The sequence below is a fragment of the Methanosarcina mangrovi genome (assembly GCF_052057765.1).
In the GTDB taxonomy this organism is placed as follows: Archaea; Halobacteriota; Methanosarcinia; order Methanosarcinales; family Methanosarcinaceae; genus Methanosarcina.
The window spans coordinates 3935709-3955520 of the sequence record NZ_CP195120.1 but is presented as its reverse complement, the minus strand read 5'-3'; the positions used below and the strand labels follow the sequence as shown (position 1 = coordinate 3955520).

Sequence of the window (19812 nt, the reverse complement as noted above, 5' to 3'; positions counted from 1 at the left end):
GGTGGCAAACCTGAGTGACGTTATTAAAATTGACAAACTGCCTGAAAAGGCAATTATACCCATGAGGCAGCACGATGGAATTGCTTGTGCTCCTCTGGTAAAGAAAGGCGCAGAAGTTATCGTCGGCCAGAAGCTGGGGGAATGCGAGGGCAGTGACCTCGCTTATGTCCATTCCCCTTTCTGCGGGACTGTTGACTCAATTGAGATGATGCCAAACCCCAGCGGAAAGAGAATCCTCAGTGTTGTGCTCACTCCTTCGGAGTGTGCACAAACGGTTGATTTCGTGCCTGAAAAGGATGCATCCCCTTCAAGGTTAATAGAAATAATAAAGGAAGCCGGAATCGTCGAGTACTACGAAAAACCCACATACCTTGCCTTGAAACCGGGAAAGAGGATCGATACTCTGCTCATGAATGCAACCTTCCCTCTGATTACCCATGCTTATCTGGGCTCCATTGACAAAGTTCTCAAAGGGCTCAGCACTATGCTTGAAGCAAGTGGGATCCCGAGGGGAGTAATTGTTGTCCGGGCAGATGACAAGGAGTCCATAAAAGCCTTCAAGGCAGCTTCATTTGACGGCAAACCTCTGACAGTAGCCCCGATAATAGGGAAGAGACACGCTGACTATTACCTTGAAGATGTTGAAGACCAGATCATTGTGGTTGCAGCAGGGAAGGTCACCTATACTCCGACAATGATGAACCTGCTCTCTGCTGATGTGATGGGCAGGAAAATCCCCTTGGGACGCCAGCCCCCTGATGTGCATGTGGTGGTATGCGGAGTAAAATCTGCCAAAGCCGTATACGATGCTGTGTATGAAGGTAAACCCTACCTTGAAAACGCAGTAACGGTTACAGGGGCTGTCAACAGGCCCGGGACTGTATTTGTAAGGTTCGGAACTCCCATAAAAGATGTAGTTAATGCATGCGGAGGTTACAAGGGAGAACCTGGCAAGCTTATCATTAACGGGTCCATGGGCGGAATAGCCGTATACACGGACGAAGCTCCGGTGGTCAAGAACACCACGGGAATTGTCATCCAGTCCAAAGAAGAAGTCATTAGGGACGAAGCGACTGCTTGCATCCATTGTGCCCGTTGTGTTGATGTCTGTCCTGTAAACTTGCTGCCGACCAGAATCGCATCCTATGCCGACCTGGGAAAATACGAGGAATGTGAGCAGCTATACGCTATGAACTGCATTGAGTGCGGGGCATGTGCTGTAGTCTGTCCCTCAAAAAGGCATCTTGTGCAATTGATCAAATACTCAAAGCTTCAGATCAACAACATGGTTGCAGCTGAAGCTCTAGAGGAGGCGACTGAATAAATGGCCTTTACGATATCCCCACCTCCTCATATAAAGGCAGGTGTGTCAGTTAAGAAACTAATGTGGAGCAGAATTATCGTTCTTCTCCCCTTATGTTTAGCTTCGATTTACCTTTTTGGATTCCCCGCTCTTGGAAATCTTCTTGCCGGAGTGCTGGGTGCAGTTTTTATCGAACTGGCAATCCAAAAGACATTCAAACAGAAAGTCACCGTCGGCGACGGAAATGCAGCCTATATGGGCCTGCTGATAGCACTGATGGTCCCACCCTCAGTCCCCTTCTGGATGCCCTTTATAGGGGCAGTCTTTGGGGTAGGGGTTGTAAAGCATGCTTTTGGGGGGCTTGGCTCTTATATGTTCCACCCCGCACTGGCTACCTGGGTCTTTTTGAAGCTTTCCTGGGCTTCACTGATGGTCCCGGCCTCAGTTCCTCAGCTTGGTTCTTTTTCGGACCTCATCCTTGAGAAAGGAGCCGGGTTCCTGGCTGATGCTTCTCCTATCGCTATGATAGGTGTGCTTATCCTCATCGCTATCAAGTACATTGATTGGAGAATTCCTCTCATGTATTTGCTGACAACTGTGGTGCTTGTGCTTGTGCTCGGAGACCCCCTTGCGTACGTCTTTACGGGATCTTACCTGCTTGGGGTCTTTTTCATTGCAACGGAAACCTCTACTTCTCCGGTAACAAAGAATGGAAGACTTCTTTACGGAGTTGCATGTGGATTCCTCACAGTGATCTACGGATACTTCACCGGAAATTATATTGAGGGGACCTTCTATGGCCTGCTGCTTGGAAACTCCATTTTCCCACTGATCGAACGCTCCACTATTCCAAAGCCTTTCGGAGGTGTTGAGGCGTGAAAAATACCCCGGTAAACATTATTGTTAAAATGATTGCACTCTCAGCTCTTGCAGCTATACTTCTTGCGCTGACCTTTGTTCCCACTCAGGCGCAGTTAAAGGTGCTGCAGGCAGAGCAGGAGAAGGAAGCTTTGAAGGCTGTTTTGCCTGCAGCTTCAGATTTCGAGCCGGTGACCGGAGACCAGCTAGATGCTGACGGCAACCCTGTTGTTCTGTATTTCCGCGGGGTTGACTCTTCAGGGAATGTCGTGGGGTATGCCTTCAGGGATACTCAACCCGGTGCACAGGGGCTTGTTGAGATTCTCGGTGGAGTAACTGCGGATTACAGCACTGTGACAGGAATGGAAGTCATGTCCCACTCCGAGACCCCCGGGCTTGGTGCAAAAATTACTGAACCTGCGTTTAAGGGCCAGTTCGTAAACCTGCCTGTTGCGGATTTGAGCCTGTCCAGCAGTGGTGGAAAAGTTGATGCCATTTCCGGTGCAACCATCTCTTCTGTCACGGTGGTAAATGCTCTGCACTCTGGAATTGATGATGTGAGAGCCGAGGAAGGGTGATTAATATGGGTGATAATAGAAGTGTAGCAAGTGAATTCATGCGAGGAATTACCAAGGACAACCCTACAACTGGCCTCGTGCTCGGGCTCTGTCCCACACTGGCTGTCACCACTTCCGTTGCAAACGGGATTGGTATGGCTGCGGGTACGATTTTTGTCCTTGTCGGTTCAAACTTGCTGGTTTCTGTAATGCGAAAAGAAATTCCGGATACAGTGAGAATCCCTATCGAACTTATTGTCATAGCCACTTTCGTTTCGATCGTGGACATGGTAATGGAAGCGTTCACGCCTGATATCTATGCATCTTTAGGTGTGTACATTCCCCTTATTGTCGTGAACTGTATTGTGATCGGCCGTGCTGAAGCATATGCTCTGAAAAATGGAGTCTTCTACTCCCTGATCGACGGGTTAGGTGTAGGTACAGGTTTCTTGATAATGCTTATGCTGATCGGAGGAATCAGGGAGCTTCTGGGAACAGGTATAATCAATGTCTTTGGAATTCAGTTAATTGACCTGGTCTCCACGCTCGGATTCAACCCGATAGGCATGATGACGCTGTCTCCCGGGGCTTTCCTGACCATTGCGGTCATGATGGCTGCGGTCAATTACAACAGAATCTTAAAGGCTATGAGAGGTGCTTAAAATGGCAGATGCATCTCTATTTTCTGTATTTATGGACGGAGTATTCCTGAAGAACTTCCTTATAGTCCAGTTCCTCGGGCTCTGTTCCTTCGTGGGCGTCACAAAGGACGTAAAAAGTGCGTCAGGGATGTCGGGAGCGGTTATCTTCGTTATTACGATGTCCGCTTTAGTATCATACTTCCTGTATACGTATATTCTCGTACCTTTGAGGCTGGACTACTTGACCACTATTGCATTTATTATAGTGATCGCAGCGCTTGTGCAGCTGGTAGAGTTTGTTGTCCGGAAGTTCATGCCCCCGCTGTACAGGTCGCTTGGTATCTACCTGCCTCTGATCTCCACAAACTGTGCAGTGCTCGGAGCCGTACTGCTTAACGTGATGAACGAGTACACCTTTATCCAGAGTGTGACCTTCGGGATTGCCGCAGGACTCGGATATACTGTTGCAATGCTCATCATGTCTTCCATACGTGAATGGAGCAACGTTGTTTATGTTCCAAAAGCAGTTGGAAGAGGAGTTACGTATGCTTTCTTCATTGCACTGATCATGTCGATGTCCTTTGCTAACTACTTCAAGGTGATTCCGCTATGATCGTTGCATCAGACGTTATGCCCGTACTCATAAACACCGTTTCGGTGCTTGTAGGGCTTTGCATTGCGGTAGGCGCCATGCTGGTAATTGCATCCAAAGTCTTTAAAGTGGAAACCAACCCTCTGGTCGACGAAGTTGCCTCCCTTCTTCCGGGAGCTAACTGCGGTGGGTGCGGGTTTGCCGGCTGTGCTGCCTGTGCCGAAGCTATTGTCTTAAAAGGTGCCCCTATTAACAGCTGTCCTGTCGGAGGCTTTGACGTTGCAAAACAGATCGGCGCCGTTTTGGGACAGGAAGCTGTGGAAACCGAACCTGCCTATCCGTTTGTCCGCTGCCAGGGCGGCAATGTGAACTGTACAACCCTTTACGACTATGAAGGAGTTGAAGGCTGTAAGGCTGCCCTGATGATCTGCGATTCAAGGAAAGGTTGTACTTACGGCTGTGTCGGCCTGGGGACATGTGTCCGGGCCTGTCAGTTCGGGGCTCTCTCGATGGGAGAAAACGGGTTCCCGGTTGTGAATAAGGCTTTCTGTACCGGCTGTGGGAACTGTATTGCAGCCTGTCCGAATGGCGTGCTCACCTTTGCCAGGGACTCGGAGAAAATTCATGTGCTCTGCCGCTCCCATGACAAAGGTAAGGACGTTAAGGCAGTCTGTGAGGTCGGATGTATCGGCTGTAAGAAGTGTGAAAAAGAATGTCCCGCAGGGGCTATCAAGGTCACCGAATTCCTGGCTGAAATCGACCAGGAAAAGTGTACAGCATGCGGAGCCTGTGTGGCAATCTGCCCGCAGAAGGCAATCGAGCTCCGGTAATTCCGGGCTCGTTTTTTTGACCTTGATGAAATTGAGGTAGGTGGAAAATATGTCTTACAATACTTCCTTTGGCTTGCCTGAAAATATCGTGGCAGCTCTTTGTTACCCTGTAGGCTGGCTCTCAGGCCTGTTCTTCCTGCTCCTTGAGCGCAAGAACAAGTTCGTTCGCTTCCACGCCATGCAATCTGTCCTGCTTTTCATGCCCCTTGCTCTCTTCCTCTTCCTGGTATCATGGATTCCATGGATTGGCTGGGCCATTGCAGACAGTGTTGGAATGCCCGGATTGCTGCTCATAGTGATCCCGGCGTACATGGCCTTCAGGGGCTCAAAGTTCAAAATCCCTATCATAGGAAAGATTGCCTACAATTTTGCCTATGGTGAGTAAGCAAACAGATTTAACCTGAAAAACAACCTGAAAAATGGGATTGTCCTCAAAAAGGGCAATTCAACCTTTTCTTTTTGGATTCTTTTTCCGTTTTTTTGGACATTTCTCGTTCCGATTTATTCTCTCTTGTTGGAATATTTTCTCTTTTTTGTTATTCTCTCTTTTCGGAGTGTTCTCTTTTTTGGACCCCTCTATCTTTTTTGATTTCCTTGTTTCAGTCCTGTTCAGTCCTTATCTTTCAGTTTTTTATCTCGCAAGAAGAATTCCCACACACACTGTTTTATCAGGTTTGCAAAACTCAAGCTCTATACCTGCCTTTTCAAGAACCTTCTGCAGGTTGACTCCTACGGCTTCCGGGGGAAAACGCCTGAGTTCGGGCTTTACGCACTTTTCCAGATTGCACTTCTCGCATTCGTTACAGGGGCCTGGCCGGAGGAGATGGGCATAGATGAAGCCTTTCCTGAATGCTTCCTGTTCCAGCTCGAACATCCTATGAAAGGACTCTTTCTGGAATTTTCCCCAGGCTTCGAGGATATCCTGCACATCTGCAGTATTGTGTTCTTCCACAAGGAGGAGCGCATCGCTGTATTCCGAAAGGATTTTCCTGAAATCTTCAACGGAAAGGATGTGGGGAGGGCAGCTAAGCCTCTCTCCGTAGTTCCGGCAGCCGTGGGCGCATTTCAGGGCTGTTCGGTTCTCCACCGCAAGATCTACTGCTTCGAGCGGAAAAGCTGTAAGCCCCAGGCTTGAAGCCTTTTCAATTAAAAGCTGTAAATTCTCGGGCAGTAAAATCCCTCTTTCTGCTTGATTGTTCCGTTAAGCTATTCTGCCAGTTTATTCCTCTGAAACAGACTCGTAAAGTTTTCTCCTTTCCGGAGGCATGGCCTTGAGATATTCTTTTGCTTCTTCAGGTGAAACTGCCCTGCGGGTCCCATCGGGTTCCTGTATGACCACTCCGCTTTCTGTGAGCATCCTGTATCTTGCTTTTCGAGCTTCTTTGTCGGGATGGCAGACGAAATGGCAGTTGGAACAGGTATATTCCATCCTGGACCCCGGAATCAGGCATATAAAAAATCCGCCTTTTATCTCCGGCCTTCCGAGGTACGCTTCTATGGTACCGGGCAATGAAGCAATGAAATCTTCATCTTTTTCCGGGATCTCAAAGCGTGCCGGAGACCAGGTTGACCACTTTCCGGAAGTATTCAGACCTGCAAGTCCTCCGCAGACAAGGAAGCAACGGCTATTGCTTCTTCGTTTCCCGTAGCTGAATTCTTTTCCTCCGAGGGTTACAGTGACCTTCTCAACCGGGTCCACGTATCCGGAGGAGCAGACTGAAAGGCAGAGTTTGCATTCGTCACAGTAGTTTTCTTCTTCCGGAAGGGGGTCCGTCGGGACTAATTCGGCATCCGTAACGACCGAAGCCAGGACAATTGCCGATCCGTATTCTTTTGTGATAATGTTTCCCGAGTATCCGAAGTGCCCTATCCCGGAACGGACAGCCAGATACCTGTGGGAAATAGGTGGGTGCATGTCCAGCGTCCAGTTTTCGGTATCCATCCGGTAAACGAAATTTGCGGCTTGAGGTACAGCTTTGTATCCGTACTGCTGCAGGAACCCTGCCATTTCAAGAGCAATCCCGTTAGCAAGGGTGGTAGTTCGTACTTTATTCGTTTCAAGGGACTCATGGTCCTCTTTTTTAAAGTACGGGTCGATAAGATTCTGGTCAAAAGCCAGGGCAAAACATACAGCCGATTTTGCCTCTGGCAGTACGTATGTCAGGTCGGCAGAAGGAGGGCCTCCTGCAAGCGTTTCAGTTGTTGCAATTCCCACTTTGAAAGCTCCAAGAGTTAGAGCCATCTTTTTAAGTTCTTCGGTCAATTCGTTCATTTTCCAGTCCTCCACACAAAAAAGATTAATTTCCGGATTAATTTATGTAAGGTCACTCTTATCTACTTGATCGGCACTGGAGTATACTTTACTGCCGCAGGTATAGTCCAATGACCTTGATTCAGTTGTCTTACTCTGGTACATGCTCTTACGGAACAGAGTGGAAAATTGGGGAAAAGGAAATAAAACTGAAAAAAAGTTAATGAGAGGGTTTTACGCAATCACAACGCCATATTTCGCAAAAACCTGCGCAAATGCCTGTCTCAACTCTTCTGCTACCTTTATCGTTTCTTCCGTATCATTGAGGCTTGCAGCGTTTCCAAGCTCGGTTATTTTTAGCTCTACAGCCAGCAGGCTGGCTTCGTAGTTTTCATCCGCGCTTTCGGGAGGTTCGGCATTGCTTACGCTTTCCCATTCTTCTTCAAGTTCGGGGATAAGGGCCGCAACTGCAGCAGTATTATTTTCATTTGCATCTTCAATTGCAATTTCCATTGTGGTGTGGAACTCAGTCATACGGTCTCCCATCAGGTCGATCCCGTTCCTTGTGTGCAGTTCAAAGAAAAGGTCCCTCATGGGTTCAAGGGCGGTGTGTGCGGCATCGATGTCATTCTCCAGCAATTTTTCCCGCGAATCCACTGCGATTGCAAGGGTTCTGTCAATGGTTTCAGGCCATTGTTCATCGGATGCATAGACTGCAGGGGGTTTTTCAGTATAACCTTCACTTACTGCGGTAAGGTCTTCTACAAGGCCGGAAAGGGCTTCTGAGGAGGCATTGTAGTCTTTTTTGCTGGTTGAAACCAGAGCTTTAGCATAATTTGAGTTCGCTTTCTGCATCAGGGTATCGAATTCAGCGGTCATTAACTCGCTTTCATTTCCGGAAAATCCCTCTTCGTTTTCCTCTTCTCCTGCTTCCGCTTCTTCGATTCCTTCCCCTGTCCCTTCTTCTGCTGCGGTGTCGTCTTCCTCTCCCGAATCCGATACGCATCCGGCTCCGAAGGTTATAAGGGCAAGGGCAATCAAAATTGATATCAGTACTTTTATTCTCGTCTCTCTCCTCTCCTTATCAATTTAACATATTTTCTTCAACTTTCTTTTTCTCTTAGGTCCAGAACTTTTTATTTCAAATCCTTATATTCTTTTATGCTTTCTTTCTTATTTATTTTCGTGCCCGTTTTTTCGCTATCGGTCCTTTCCTGTTTCGAAATGCGGTCGGCATGCCTTAAATATCGCAAACATTCGAAAGTTTAAATATTATCTTCTCTAATTAAGGTGCAAGCATTAATGGAGGACTCTAAGATTAAAGAAGAGATCTGGATTGAAAAATACAGGCCTGTCAGGCTGAACCAGGTGGCAGGGCAGGATGAAACAATCGAGCGCCTGAAGTCTTATGTGGCAACTAAAAACCTTCCTCACCTCCTCTTTTCCGGGCCTCCTGGAGTCGGGAAAACAGCCTCTGCGGTTTCGATCGCAAGGGAGATCTTCGGGGAAGATTTATGGAGGGAAAATTTTACCGAACTCAATGCTTCCGATGAAAGAGGCATTGATATCGTCAGAAACAAGATTAAAAACTTTGCAAAAACCGCCCCTATAGGCGGAGCTCCGTTCAAGATCATTTTCCTTGATGAAGCCGATGCTCTAACCTCAGATGCGCAGTCTGCACTTCGCAGGACCATGGAAAGGTTCAGCAGCAACTGCCGTTTTATCCTCTCATGTAATTATTCTTCCAAGATCATTGAACCCATTCAGTCCAGGTGCGCAGTTTACAGGTTCAGGCGACTTTCCGATGAAGCCATTAAAGAACGTCTTGAATATATTGCAGAGGACCAGGGTCTGTCCATTACCGAAGGAGGGTATGAAGCTCTTATTTACGTAGCTCAGGGAGACATGCGAAAAGCTGTCAATTCTCTTCAGGCAGCTGCCTTCATTGATACGGAAAAGCCTATTTCCAGGGAAACCATCTACAGGACCACGGCAACTGCGAACCCTGAGGAGATTAAGAACCTTATCGAGACTGCCCTGCGCGGAAACTTCAGGATTGCCCGAAAAGAGCTTAACAGGCTGCTCTATGAGGAAGGGCTTTCCGGCGAAGACATCGTGGGCCAGATCTACAGGGTGGTTTCCGGAATGGACAACCTTATGGTTCTGGACCTTGGGCTGTCGGAAAGGGATATCGTCGCCCTTGTGGATATCATAGGGGAAACCGATTTCAGGCTAACCGAAGGAGCCAGCGAGAAAATCCAGCTGGAAGCCCTGCTTGCGCATTTTGCTCTTTCAAGAGAAAACTGAGGTTTCAGAACTCCTGATAAGCGGTTTTGCCGCAGGCTTTAATCCATATCTCTGAAATGTAGGTAAAAAGGCAGATCGAAGCGAGCCTTTTTCCGCCGAAAGATTATAGTAATCACTCCTGATCATCATGTCTGTTGAAAATTTACTGGTCGAAATGCTGGGGTCTGTGCCTCACTGGCTTGCAGTAATGGTTATAGGGGCTCTTCCGATCTCCGAACTGAGGGGGGCAATCCCTGTTGCCATGGGCATTTACAAAATGGAGCCCTTTGAAGCTTATGCACTCTCGGTGCTTGGAAACCTTATCCCTGTGGTCCCCCTGCTGCTTTACCTCGAGCCGGTCTCCGGGTACCTGAGACGATATCACATCTTCGATGTCTTTTTCACCTGGCTCTTTGCAAGGACCAGGCGAAACCACACTGAAAATTTTGAAAAATACGGGCTCCTTGCCCTGACCCTCTTCGTTGCCGTGCCTCTGCCGGTTACCGGAGCCTGGACAGGCTGTGCAGCTGCTTTTGTGTTCGGAATCAAGTTCAGGCATTCGTTCCCGGCAATCGCTGCAGGGGTAATGATAGCAGGAGTCGTTGTAACTGTACTCACGATGACGGGTATGAGCCTGGCCGACCTTATTTTCGGAGTTTGACCCCTGGGTCAGGCTCTTCGAAATCTTCATATACCTTAAAAATATCAAATATATCATTCATAGACAGAACAAATATAAATTTCTCTTTATATTTGCAGCCAGTCCTGCTCTTACAGCTTCATATACGGTATATTTTCCGTTGTCTGGCAATTCTCTGGAGTTTTTCGAGGTGATTTTTTATGGCAAAGGCAGATAAGAAAAACAAAAAAATAGTTCAGTCCGAAAAGTGTATCGGGTGCGGGATATGCTATTCCGTCTGCCCTGTGAATGCGAAATTAATGAAAAAAGATGATTTTGACCCCGAGACTGCCGAACTTGCAATCCGGATCGTCGACGGAGTGGCAATTATCAGTGACGAAGCCTGCATCCGCTGCGGAGCCTGCTCAAGGATTTGCCCTGTGGAATCTCTTACTCTGGTTGAGCTCGAAACTGCAACTGCTTAATCTTCAGTAAAAATAGGAAAAATGCTGTTTTTCAGCATTTCATTCTTTTTATCCCTTCTCATGAAATTCTTATTCTTGAACCGGGATTTCAGAAAACCGGGAATCCGGTTTTTTCCACATTTATCAGGGATATCTCTTTTGATTTACAGCATTTCTTTTGCCAGCTTTATATCTTCAGCCTTTACGGTTTTTCTACCCGCGTGTTCTGCAAGCTTTATAGCTTCCTTCGAAATCTGAAGCCCATATTCTTCCAGGATCTCCGTAAGGGCCATTCCTGCGCTCTCGCTTACTCTGTGGGCACCAGCTGTCCTGATCAGGCGCTCGATTGGTGCAAATGGTATAACTTTTGCTGCCATATTATCCTCCAAGCTTCTTTTTGTTAATATAAATTCCTTCTAATCTCTGATTTTGTAATCAGATTCTATAAATACCTTTGCTTATATCGGAGTTTTCTTTACTTCTTATTCAGGCTTTAACCCTTTTTTTCCCCTTTATTTACTTTGCAAAGCCTGTTTACCTCTTTTTTTGTTTCTTATTATTTTTATAAGGATTCTCCAATATCCGTAAATTCCTGGAAATCTTTTGCCTTTTTATTTCTATGAACTTTTATTTAATTCCTCTCATTTTATTTGAGCCCTCTTTTTCGAAATCTTGATATTAGATTATTCGAATCTAGTCCAGCATGCTCTTACAGGAACTCCTTGGCATAGATGAAGAGATCTATCTTGTAGAAGAAAGTTACACTGCTCAGAGGACTCCCGAGCGTACGCTCCAGTACCTTAACCGGATCCGAAACTTTCCGGGTGCGGAAGGCATTCGACTTATAAGGGTCCTGGAAGGGGAACACACGCTGGGATTGCTGTTTTTCAATCCTGCCGATGAAGATGTCCCTGTAGATTTCTGGTCGGTATTTACCGGAGCCCTTGCTTCAGCTTCCCTGAAGGTGAGTTTTGAAGCCCTTGCAGATTCCCTTCTGGCCTCAAACCCTCCTGAAAAGGAGGTCGAGCTTTCTTCCGAAACCTGGAGGGACGCAATAAACGAATATTATTCCTTGATGCTTGTTAGCCGAAACCTCTGTCCGGGCTGCTCTGTCAGACCCGAGTCCTATAAAAGTGTTTTTTCAGAAAATCGTGTAAAGAGGGTCACGGAAATTTTTGAGCTTCTCCGAAAAAAAGGCTATTATCCTGAAGGCAGGCTCCTTGAGGTTTGCTGTGGGAACGGGATGTCCACTCTTGCCCTCTACAGGCTCGGGATGGACCCTCTGGCAATAGAAATTAATAAGTGTACTGTCTGTCAGGGGCTTGAGCAGCAGGTTCTGAACCCTCAAAGGGCAGTGGTTATGGATGCAACAGCCATTTCAAAATACTTTGAGCCGGGTAGTTTTGATGCGGTAATGGGTTTTATGCTGGGGCTTGTCTACGAATTTAACAAAGGTCTCTGGACCGGCATTATGAGAGAGGCGGTCTCGGTTGCAGCTGATGGGGCTGTCCTGCTCTTTACCGTAAGCAGCAAGCCCGAGATTGAAATTCTTGCCGATACCCTCCTTAAGGCAGGAGTCGAGGGAGAGATTGTGGACAACACGGATTCGGAAGGTACTTATGACCAGTGGCTCTTTGTCGGGCGAAAGCAAAAAACTATGTTCCCCAGAAAATGAGCTTTTTTTTGTTTAATTCTCTTTTTCTTTTGTTTAATTCTCTTTTTCTTTTGTTTAATTCTCTTTTTCTTTTCGTTCAGTTCTCTTTTTCTTCCTTTTTCCCTCAGGCTCTGAAGTTTTTTATTATTGTATTATAATTATCTTTCTGGACCGGGAGCTTCTTTTTGGGAAGGCGCTCTCTAATGTTAACAGCAGCGAAAAGTATTTACTTGTTAACAATGGTATTAATTAAAATATTCCTATCGACGCAGGACACGTTGTGTTTTGCGTGTGTATCATATTAATCCTCTCCTGAGACATCATGCGGTACCGGAGATTCGGTTATCTATGCCGAATTAACCCCCATCTCCAGACAAATTGCAGGCTGCTGCAATCAACCGCAGTCAGGAGACTAACAATGCTTTGACAGAACCGCATCAAAAAACAGGTTCCCATATACTCGAAGCTCCGGATTAATCTCCTGGAAAAGTAGCTGTTGAGTATATTTCAATAGCTTCTGTTTTTTGATCCGATTTAAGAGGCTCATCCATGCGCGTAAGAATTACTGAAACCGTCCTCCGTGATGCACACCAGTCCCTCCTGGCAACCAGGATGCGGACGAGGGACATGCTCGAAGTGGCTGAACAACTGGACCAGATTGGGTATTTTTCCCTCGAGATGTGGGGAGGTGCCACCTTTGACAGCTCTATTCGCTACCTTAACGAAGACCCCTGGCAGCGGCTCAGGGACCTCAAGAAAAAGATGAACAACACATATGCTCAGATGCTGCTCCGCGGCCAGAACCTTGTAGGGTACAGGCACTATTCGGACGACGTTGTTGAAAAGTTCGTCACCAAAGCCTATGAAAACGGCATTGACGTCTTCCGAATTTTTGATGCGGTCAATGATATCCGGAACATGGAACTTTCCATCAAAGTAGCAAAAGGCCTGGGAGCGCACGTCCAAGGTACGGTCTGCTACACCATAAGCCCGGTACATACCGTAGAAAAATATGTGGAGCTTGCAAAGCAGCTTGAAGAGCTGGAATGTGACTCTCTCTGCATCAAAGATATGGCAGGGCTTCTCTCCCCCAATGAGGCTACCCAGATTATCAGTGCCATGAAAAAAGAAATCTCTATCCCAATCTCCCTTCACTGTCACTGCACTTCGGGGATGGCCCCGATGAGTTATATGGCAGCCTGCGCTGTTGGGGTAGATGTTCTTGACACGGCTCTCTCTCCCCTGGCCTGGGGGACCTCCCAGCCTCCTACCGAGACCGTTGTTGCAGCCCTTAAGGGTACTCCTTATGATACCGGGCTTGACCTTGGCGCTTTTGAAGAGGCTGTCAGGTATTTCAAAGACTTGAAGGAGAAGTATCGCGGGATACTTGATCCTATTTCAGAACAGATCGACACCAATGTCCTCATCTACCAGATCCCCGGAGGCATGCTCTCCAACCTCGTTTCTCAGTTAAAAGAGCAGAACGCCCTCGACAAGTATGCGGCTGTTCTCCAGGAGATGCCAAAGGTCAGGGAAGAGCTCGGATATCCGCCTCTTGTTACTCCTACAAGCCAGATTGTAGGCACACAGGCCGTGCTCAATGTACTCATGGGAGAACGCTATAAGGTCATCCCCAAAGAGGTAAAAGACTATGTACGCGGGCTCTACGGGCGCTCTCCTGCTCCACTCAGCCCTGAGATCATAGGAAAGATCATAGGGGACGAGGAACCGATTCACTGCCGCCCTGCAGACCTTCTCAAGCCTGAGTATGAGAAGAGGAAAAGAGAAGCAGAAGAAATGGGCATTGCAAAATCCGACGAAGATGTCCTCACATACATCCTTTATCCTGCAATTGCTCCGAAGTTCCTTAAAGGAGAAATGGAAGAAGAAGCCCTTGCAGTCATCACCCCTACCCCCGCAGCTCCTCAGGAGTACTCAATTCCTACTCACTTCAAGGTCGAGGTAGATGACGAGGTATACGAGGTCAAGATCGAGCCTCTTGGTGGAGTTTCGGTCTCCGAGGCATCTCCTAAAAAGCCGGGTGCCGAATCTATCAAAGGAGGAGTTACGTGCTCAATGCAGGGCATGGTGCTTTCCCTTAAGGTTAAGGTAGAAGATGCTGTCAAAGAAGGGGACACTGTCGCTGTCATCGAAGCCATGAAGATGGAAAACGCAGTCCATGCTCCGCATTCGGGAACCGTTAGGGAAATTTTTGTTTCCGAAGGGGATACAATCGCTCCCGGTGATATTATCCTGTCAATCGAGTGAATTGAGCAAGGTGGAAGGTATTATGTTCAAAAAAGTACTCGTTGCAAATCGCGGTGAAATCGCAATCAGGGTCATGCGTGCCTGCAGGGAGCTCGGGATTTCTACAGTCGCTGTCTGTTCGGAAGCTGACAAAAATGCCCTTTTTGCCAAGTATGCCGATGAGGCATATCTGATAGGCCCTGCCCCTTCCAGCCAGAGTTACCTGAACATGGAAGCCATCATCGCAGTTGCAAAAAATACCGGAGCCGATGCAATCCATCCCGGCTACGGTTTTCTTTCGGAAAACCCCGTCTTTGCAAAACGTTGCGAGGAAGAAGGTATCATCTTTATCGGGCCTCCGAGCCATGTGATTGCTGAAATGGGAAGCAAAATCAGGGCAAGAAACCTGATGATGAAAGCCGGGGTCCCTGTAGTCCCGGGTACGAAAGATGCGGTTGAGGACGTAAACGAAGCCCTTGAAATCGCTGAGAAGATAGGTTATCCTGTCCTTATCAAGGCGTCTGCAGGTGGCGGTGGAATAGGGATGAAAGTCGTTCATTCCAGAGAGGAACTTGCCACGGCCCTGAGTTCCACAAGGCAGATGGCAGGTTCGGCTTTCGGAGATTCTTCGGTATTTATCGAAAAGTACGTGGAAGAGCCCAGGCACATAGAGATCCAGATCCTTGCCGACTCATTCGGGAATACCGTTTATCTCTCGGACAGGGAATGTTCCATCCAGAGAAGGCACCAGAAGCTGATCGAAGAGGCTCCTTCCCCGATCATGACTCCCGAACTCAGGAAGCAGATGGGAGAGGCTGCCGTGAAGGTTGCAAAAGCTATCGGTTATGTTAATGCAGGGACTGTTGAGTTCCTTTACTCTAAAGGCAACTTCTATTTCCTTGAAGTCAATACCCGCCTGCAGGTGGAACACGGAATCACCGAGATGGTCACAGGGATTGATATCGTAAGGGAACAGATCAGGATTGCCTGGGGTGAGAAGCTCAGGTTCGGGCAGGAAGATATAGTTATTGACGGGCATGCAATCGAATGCAGAATCAACGCTGAAGACCCCTTAAACGACTTTGCCCCGTCTCCGGGAAAGATCCGGAGATACCGTTCGGCGGGAGGACCAGGGGTGAGGGTGGACAGCGGTGTGCACACCGGGTACACAATCTCTCCTTATTACGACTCCATGATTTCCAAACTCTGCGTCTGGTCAAGAAGAAGAGAAGATGCCATAGCCAGGATGGAAAGGGCTCTTTACGAATACGTGGTCGTGGGAGTAAAAACCAACATCCCCTTCCATAAAGCTGTCATGAGAAATCCGGCATTCCGCAAAGGTGATCTGACAACCGGTTTTATCGAAGAGCAGAATATCTTAGAGGCTGTGGAAGACGTCGTTAAGGCTGATAGTGAAAAAGGGGCTACTCTGGCTTCGGCTCTGGAGGCAAAGGACAAGAAGGTCGCAGCGATCACGGCTGCTGTACATGCCTATGTTAACATGGCACAGAAAACACAGCGGTGACCCGTTTATTCTCCGGAAATCAGTAAAAAGAGATTTCCGGTCTGTTTGGTATGAACATATGTCTGGACTAAGACAATATATACGGTGGAACGTATACATTTGTATGGGGTGCACGGATGGGAGACAAAAGATCTCGAATTATAAAGGCACTTAAAGATGCACAGAAAACCCCTGTTTCTGGGGAAGAACTGGGGCTCAAGCTTGGGATTTCCAGGACAATGGTATGGAAATACATCAAATCCCTCCAGGCCGACGGATATGAAATCGAATCCTCCCCGAAGAAGGGTTATGTCCTGAAATCCGTGCCTCAACTCCTGTACCCTGATGAGATCCAGATGGGGCTCAAAACAACTCTTCTGGGACAGAAGATCCATTACTTTGAGGAAGTTAGTTCCACTAACAGTGTTGCTAAAGAAATTGCAGCTTCCGAAGAAGAAGGATCTCTTGTTATCGCTGAGATACAGAAAGGAGGCAGGGGCCGCATGGGCAGAGAATGGGTCTCACCGCACGGTGGGATATGGATGTCCGTGATCCTGAAACCCGGGATTCCTCTCAGGCATGCCTCAAGGCTGACCCTTGTAGCCGGGCTTGCAGTTGCAAATGTAATCCGCGATATGGGGCTTGATGCCCGCATCAAGTGGCCAAACGATGTTCGCATAAACGGAAAGAAAGTCTGCGGGATTCTTACCGAAGCAAAAGCTGAAGTGGACCGGGTGGATTATGTCGTTCTCGGGATAGGAATCAATGTTAACATGGAGTTAAAGGATATTCCCGAGTCTTTCCGTGCAGGCTCGACCACGCTGAAAGTCGAACTCGGGAAGCATATCAGGAGAGTTTCGTTCCTGCAGGATTTCCTCTTTGAGCTTGAGCAGCAGTACATAAGGTTCAAGACCCAGCCCTTTTCCCAGATCCTCAATGATTGGCTTGCTCTCTCGGATACTATCGGTAGGGAGGTGAAGGTAACCACTCCTTCCAGGATTATAGAAGGAAAAGCTGTTGGAGTTACTCCGGACGGAGCCCTTATAATCAGGAAGGCCGATGATACTAAGGAAGAAATTATTGCAGGTAGATGCATTTATGCGCGTCCCAAATAAACATGGAAGAAAAAGCAGGAAAGGAACAGGTGTCCTGCCTGCATTTTTTTTCTCCTTCCTGGTCTTATTTTCCTTTTCACTTCTCTTATTTTTAGTCCTTTCTGTCCCGGCATGTGCAGAGGAGGAGAAACTTCCCATTGTGCTAATTGACGGTGACGAAATTTATGTGCGGTCAGGCAACTATCATGGTTTCTTACAGGATTATCGGATTTATGTAAAAGGTGCTGATACCGAAGGCAGCAGAATATGGATCGAACTCAGCAGGGAAGGAGTTTTTCTCGAAGACGCTATTGTCGGAGAGGGCGGCACTTTTGTATATTCGAATAACTCTACTGAGATTTTTAACCTCACAGTGGATACTATTTACGCCGGAACGGATGGCGTACTGGTAAGGTTTTCTCCGGTGTATCAGTACCTCAACCCCAGGCTTCCCATGCCCCAGAACCCGGAGACTCCTCCTGCCAACAGCTCTGAGAACAACTCTTCTGTCTCCCCCGTACCTGAACACCAGGTAAAAGGTTTTGATATGCCCCTTTTTCTTCTGAGCATCGGAGTCGTTTTTCTGGTAACCGGCTTTTTTGCTGAAAGGTATAAGAAAAAGTGATTTCCCTCCCGAGTTTCGCTTCCAGAATTGCGATTCTGGAGCCCGCTGTCCGTTTCACTCGCTTCGCTCGCTCAAGCAGACTAATTTATGGATTTTAGCAATTAATTTCGCTCAGGAGGGCTAAAAAAAACAAAATCACAGATATTTCTGACTCGCAAATCATTTTCTCTATCTTGTGTCATTCTGAAAAACGGTTTCCGTTAAGGAAAGCATCTATCTCTCTGACTGACAGGCCGTCCTCCTTACGGGGCAGCGCCGGGAGAAAAAGAAAAATTCCTTCCCGGGCTCTGGAAATCGATAAAACAATTAATCAGACTGCCAAAAAACCTTTTCCAAAATGAGAATCCAGCTTTAAAGTAGGGGCAGGTTTGAAAGCCAAAACTATCTGTTTAAACGGAAGCGGATTTTAAAAGTGGGAACTGAAGTTTTGAACCAGAGTTCCCACGGAAAAGGTGAATCTGAGACGGGCTTTTTAAATCCCGGTTTTCTGCCGCTGATTTATTTAATTTTTCTTGCTTCTGCCTTCTCAGTCGTTTGTAGAGAACTTCACATCGCCTTTCTCTATAAGGAGTTTGAGGTCTTCCAGGCTGAGGCGGGCATTTTTCTGCAGCTTTTCGCGGGCATCACTGTGTTTCTGGCTTACTTTGTGCTCATCTTTCGTTAATTGAAGGTCTTTTAGCCTATCAAGGTATAACGAGAGCTCTTTTCGGCTGCCTGCGATGCTGTTCTTGAGGGGATCTATTTTTTCTTTAATGGAATTTATGTTGGCAATTTTATCCGTAAGCTGGGCATGGTACATATTTGCTTCTTTTCGGATCTCGTCTGCTGCCTTGAAGTTTTCAAGCATTTCCAGGTGGCATGTCTGAGACTCGTCCGAAAGTTTCTGAATTTTTTCGTGAAACTCGTCCCCTTCTTTATGAATTCCCTTTGATTCTTTATAGCTATCCTGGATCTGTGCATGCAGCTCGTTTGCCTTCTTTGCAGCTTCAAGGCGTTGACTCAGGTCATTTAACTTCTGGAGTATCTTGATTTCCACTGCAAGGGGAAGGTCTTTGTTTAAAAAAGCGTCCAGTTCAGCTTCATACGCTCTTGAGAGAGATTCTACGCTTCCGTGAGAGAGTTTGTTGCACTCATCGCGCTGTTCCTTGAGGTCCGCAATTCCTGAAAAAAGTTCCTGGGTTTTGGAATTTACGTCGCTCCTTTTGTCCTTGTACTCGCCAATTTGCTTATTTATCTCGTCCCGTCGGTCTCTAAGGGACTGTGCTTTTGCAACCCTTTCCTTTACCTGCTGGTTTAGAGAGTCTCTCTTTCCTTTCAATTCGTCGATATCGGTCCTGTTTATTTTCAGTTCCTTAAAAATCGAAGCCAATTGCCTTTCGCTTTTCTCTATCCTGCTCCTGAGCTCGTTTACCTTGCCCTTGAGCTCCCGTTCATTAAGGTTTGAAAGGTCAGCCGTTGCAGTTTCTGCTGTTGAAACGTCGTTGTTCATGTCCTACCACCCACGTGTTTTCCGAAAATTGTTATACTTTTTGTTTTTCCCAGTAACTCAAGGCTTCTTCGTGGCTTTTTATTTTGCTGCTGAGCCATTTGTGCTGGGGCTTGTTTTTGGAAATTTCACTGTTCTTGCTTCCATCATCCTCTTCAAGCTGTTTTTCAGACTCTCTTATCTCTTTTAGCTCCAGATTCGAGTTCCTGGCTTCCTCCATCCTGGCTCTGGCTTGCAGGAGAAGACTTTCTCCGACTCCTTTTTCCCTGGTGCGTTCCTGCAGGTTTTCCATAAAAGAGTCTATAAGTTTCTGTTCCTCTTCGGGTTCGATCTGTCCTTTGAGTTTTTTAATATCTTCCATTATTTTATCGTCAGTTACAGGGTCAAGCTTCGGGAAGAGTTCCTTCTCGAGCAGACCTTCTACCTGATGATAATATTGCTGGCGCTTTTCCTTCAGGACCTCTTTTCGCTCCGCCATCTGGGTTCTGGAGATTCTGGCATTTTTTGCGTCTTCTTCAAACTGGTTCATCCTGCTGTCCAGTTCTTCAAACTCTTTTCGGTATTCTTCCAGAAACCTTCTGTGTTTTTCCACAACTCCGGAAATCAGTTCTTCTTCCGTCAGCATTCTGACCCCGGCTTCTTTGATATTTCCGCTCACAGTATCACGATTTTGCAATTTTATTTTTTTTATATACTTTATTTTTCCGGCTCCGGGAGAGCCAGCCCGGAAACCTAAGCCGGGAATTGCCATATACCACTTTTTAGGCATTTGAACACAATCAGCGTTAAATATGAGAGTTT

At 47.1% G+C, this 19812-nt stretch carries 21 protein-coding genes; 15 read left to right on the top strand and 6 right to left on the bottom strand.

What is annotated here, in order from left to right:
* Position 1 precedes the first annotated feature (1 nt).
* The 7 genes from rnfC to ACSAZL_RS17490 are packed head-to-tail and all read left to right on the top strand — an operon-like array spanning position 2 to position 5166.
* On the top strand, positions 2 to 1324 hold the full coding sequence (gene rnfC / locus ACSAZL_RS17520) for an Rnf electron transport complex subunit RnfC (RefSeq protein ID WP_440945879.1): 1323 nt from the start codon (positions 2 to 4) through the stop codon (positions 1322 to 1324).
* Complete coding sequence (gene rnfD, locus ACSAZL_RS17515; RefSeq protein ID WP_440945878.1) at positions 1325 to 2182, top strand: Rnf electron transport complex subunit RnfD; 858 nt, start codon at positions 1325 to 1327, stop codon at positions 2180 to 2182.
* The gene (gene rnfG / locus ACSAZL_RS17510) at positions 2179 to 2739 is read left to right on the top strand and encodes an Rnf electron transport complex subunit RnfG (protein WP_440945877.1); all 561 of its coding nucleotides are present in this window, start codon (positions 2179 to 2181) and stop codon (positions 2737 to 2739) included. The genes rnfD and rnfG overlap by 4 nt, the downstream gene beginning before the upstream one ends.
* 5 nt (positions 2740 to 2744) lie before the next feature.
* Positions 2745 to 3380, top strand: a complete 636-nt coding sequence (locus ACSAZL_RS17505) for an RnfABCDGE type electron transport complex subunit E (RefSeq protein WP_440945876.1) — start codon at positions 2745 to 2747, stop codon at positions 3378 to 3380.
* A 1-nt stretch (position 3381) separates the two neighbouring features.
* The gene (gene rnfA / locus ACSAZL_RS17500; RefSeq protein ID WP_440945875.1) at positions 3382 to 3972 is read left to right on the top strand and encodes an Rnf electron transport complex subunit RnfA; all 591 of its coding nucleotides are present in this window, start codon (positions 3382 to 3384) and stop codon (positions 3970 to 3972) included.
* On the top strand, positions 3969 to 4781 hold the full coding sequence (locus tag ACSAZL_RS17495) for a Fe-S cluster domain-containing protein (RefSeq protein ID WP_440945874.1): 813 nt from the start codon (positions 3969 to 3971) through the stop codon (positions 4779 to 4781). Before rnfA ends, ACSAZL_RS17495 begins: the two co-directional genes overlap by 4 nt.
* Positions 4782 to 4830: 49 nt before the next feature.
* Positions 4831 to 5166 carry a DUF4870 domain-containing protein gene (locus tag ACSAZL_RS17490; protein WP_440945873.1) on the top strand — a complete coding sequence of 112 codons (336 nt, stop codon included), beginning with the start codon at positions 4831 to 4833 and terminating at the stop codon, positions 5164 to 5166.
* Positions 5167 to 5412: 246 nt separating this feature from the next.
* Here the strand turns inward: ACSAZL_RS17490 and ACSAZL_RS17485 are convergent, their stop codons facing one another.
* From ACSAZL_RS17485 to ACSAZL_RS17475, 3 genes are all read right to left on the bottom strand, one after another.
* Entirely contained in the window at positions 5413 to 5868 is a 456-nt protein-coding gene (locus tag ACSAZL_RS17485) for a DUF2284 domain-containing protein (RefSeq protein ID WP_440945872.1), read from the bottom strand.
* 132 nt (positions 5869 to 6000) lie between these two features.
* A complete protein-coding gene (locus ACSAZL_RS17480) occupies positions 6001 to 7053 on the bottom strand; it encodes an epoxyqueuosine reductase (protein WP_440945871.1) in 1053 nt (350 codons plus the stop codon).
* A gap of 213 nt (positions 7054 to 7266) precedes the next feature.
* On the bottom strand, positions 7267 to 8073 hold the full coding sequence (locus ACSAZL_RS17475) for a hypothetical protein (protein WP_440945870.1): 807 nt from the start codon (positions 8071 to 8073) through the stop codon (positions 7267 to 7269).
* A 249-nt stretch (positions 8074 to 8322) separates the two neighbouring features.
* Here ACSAZL_RS17475 and ACSAZL_RS17470 point away from each other — a divergent pair, with 249 nt between their 5' ends.
* The 3 genes from ACSAZL_RS17470 (at position 8323) to ACSAZL_RS17460 (ending at position 10422) form a co-directional block, all read left to right on the top strand.
* Positions 8323 to 9339: a replication factor C small subunit gene (locus ACSAZL_RS17470; protein ID WP_440945869.1), complete on the top strand. Its 1017-nt coding sequence runs from the start codon at positions 8323 to 8325 to the stop codon at positions 9337 to 9339.
* A gap of 127 nt (positions 9340 to 9466) precedes the next feature.
* Positions 9467 to 9979 (top strand): COG2426 family protein, encoded by a 513-nt coding sequence (locus ACSAZL_RS17465; protein WP_440945868.1) that lies wholly within the window; start codon positions 9467 to 9469, stop codon positions 9977 to 9979.
* A gap of 179 nt (positions 9980 to 10158) precedes the next feature.
* Positions 10159 to 10422 (top strand): 4Fe-4S binding protein, encoded by a 264-nt coding sequence (locus ACSAZL_RS17460; protein WP_440945867.1) that lies wholly within the window; start codon positions 10159 to 10161, stop codon positions 10420 to 10422.
* A 143-nt stretch (positions 10423 to 10565) separates the two neighbouring features.
* Here the strand turns inward: ACSAZL_RS17460 and ACSAZL_RS17455 are convergent, their stop codons facing one another.
* Entirely contained in the window at positions 10566 to 10778 is a 213-nt protein-coding gene (locus tag ACSAZL_RS17455) for a histone family protein (RefSeq protein WP_011033762.1), read from the bottom strand.
* 326 nt (positions 10779 to 11104) lie between these two features.
* On the opposite strand from ACSAZL_RS17455, the gene ACSAZL_RS17450 reads away from it, so the two are divergent.
* The 5 genes from ACSAZL_RS17450 to ACSAZL_RS17430 all read left to right on the top strand — a co-directional run bounded on the left by ACSAZL_RS17450 (position 11105) and on the right by ACSAZL_RS17430 (position 17525).
* Entirely contained in the window at positions 11105 to 12076 is a 972-nt protein-coding gene (locus tag ACSAZL_RS17450; protein ID WP_440945866.1) for a class I SAM-dependent methyltransferase, read from the top strand.
* Between the two features lie 528 nt (positions 12077 to 12604).
* Positions 12605 to 14323 carry a sodium-extruding oxaloacetate decarboxylase subunit alpha gene (gene oadA / locus ACSAZL_RS17445; RefSeq protein ID WP_440945865.1) on the top strand — a complete coding sequence of 573 codons (1719 nt, stop codon included), beginning with the start codon at positions 12605 to 12607 and terminating at the stop codon, positions 14321 to 14323.
* Between the two features lie 22 nt (positions 14324 to 14345).
* Positions 14346 to 15827, top strand: coding sequence for an acetyl-CoA carboxylase biotin carboxylase subunit (locus ACSAZL_RS17440; protein ID WP_440945864.1), 1482 nt, complete (start codon positions 14346 to 14348; stop codon positions 15825 to 15827).
* A 116-nt stretch (positions 15828 to 15943) separates the two neighbouring features.
* A complete protein-coding gene (locus ACSAZL_RS17435; protein ID WP_440945863.1) occupies positions 15944 to 16921 on the top strand; it encodes a biotin--[acetyl-CoA-carboxylase] ligase in 978 nt (325 codons plus the stop codon).
* 139 nt (positions 16922 to 17060) lie between these two features.
* The gene (locus tag ACSAZL_RS17430; RefSeq protein ID WP_440945862.1) at positions 17061 to 17525 is read left to right on the top strand and encodes an S-layer protein domain-containing protein; all 465 of its coding nucleotides are present in this window, start codon (positions 17061 to 17063) and stop codon (positions 17523 to 17525) included.
* 526 nt (positions 17526 to 18051) lie between these two features.
* Here the strand turns inward: ACSAZL_RS17430 and ACSAZL_RS17425 are convergent.
* Positions 18052 to 19014: a coiled-coil protein gene (locus ACSAZL_RS17425; protein WP_440945861.1), complete on the bottom strand. Its 963-nt coding sequence runs from the start codon at positions 19012 to 19014 to the stop codon at positions 18052 to 18054.
* A 31-nt stretch (positions 19015 to 19045) separates the two neighbouring features.
* Positions 19046 to 19780 (bottom strand): hypothetical protein, encoded by a 735-nt coding sequence (locus ACSAZL_RS17420; protein ID WP_440945860.1) that lies wholly within the window; start codon positions 19778 to 19780, stop codon positions 19046 to 19048.
* Positions 19781 to 19812 lie beyond the last annotated feature (32 nt).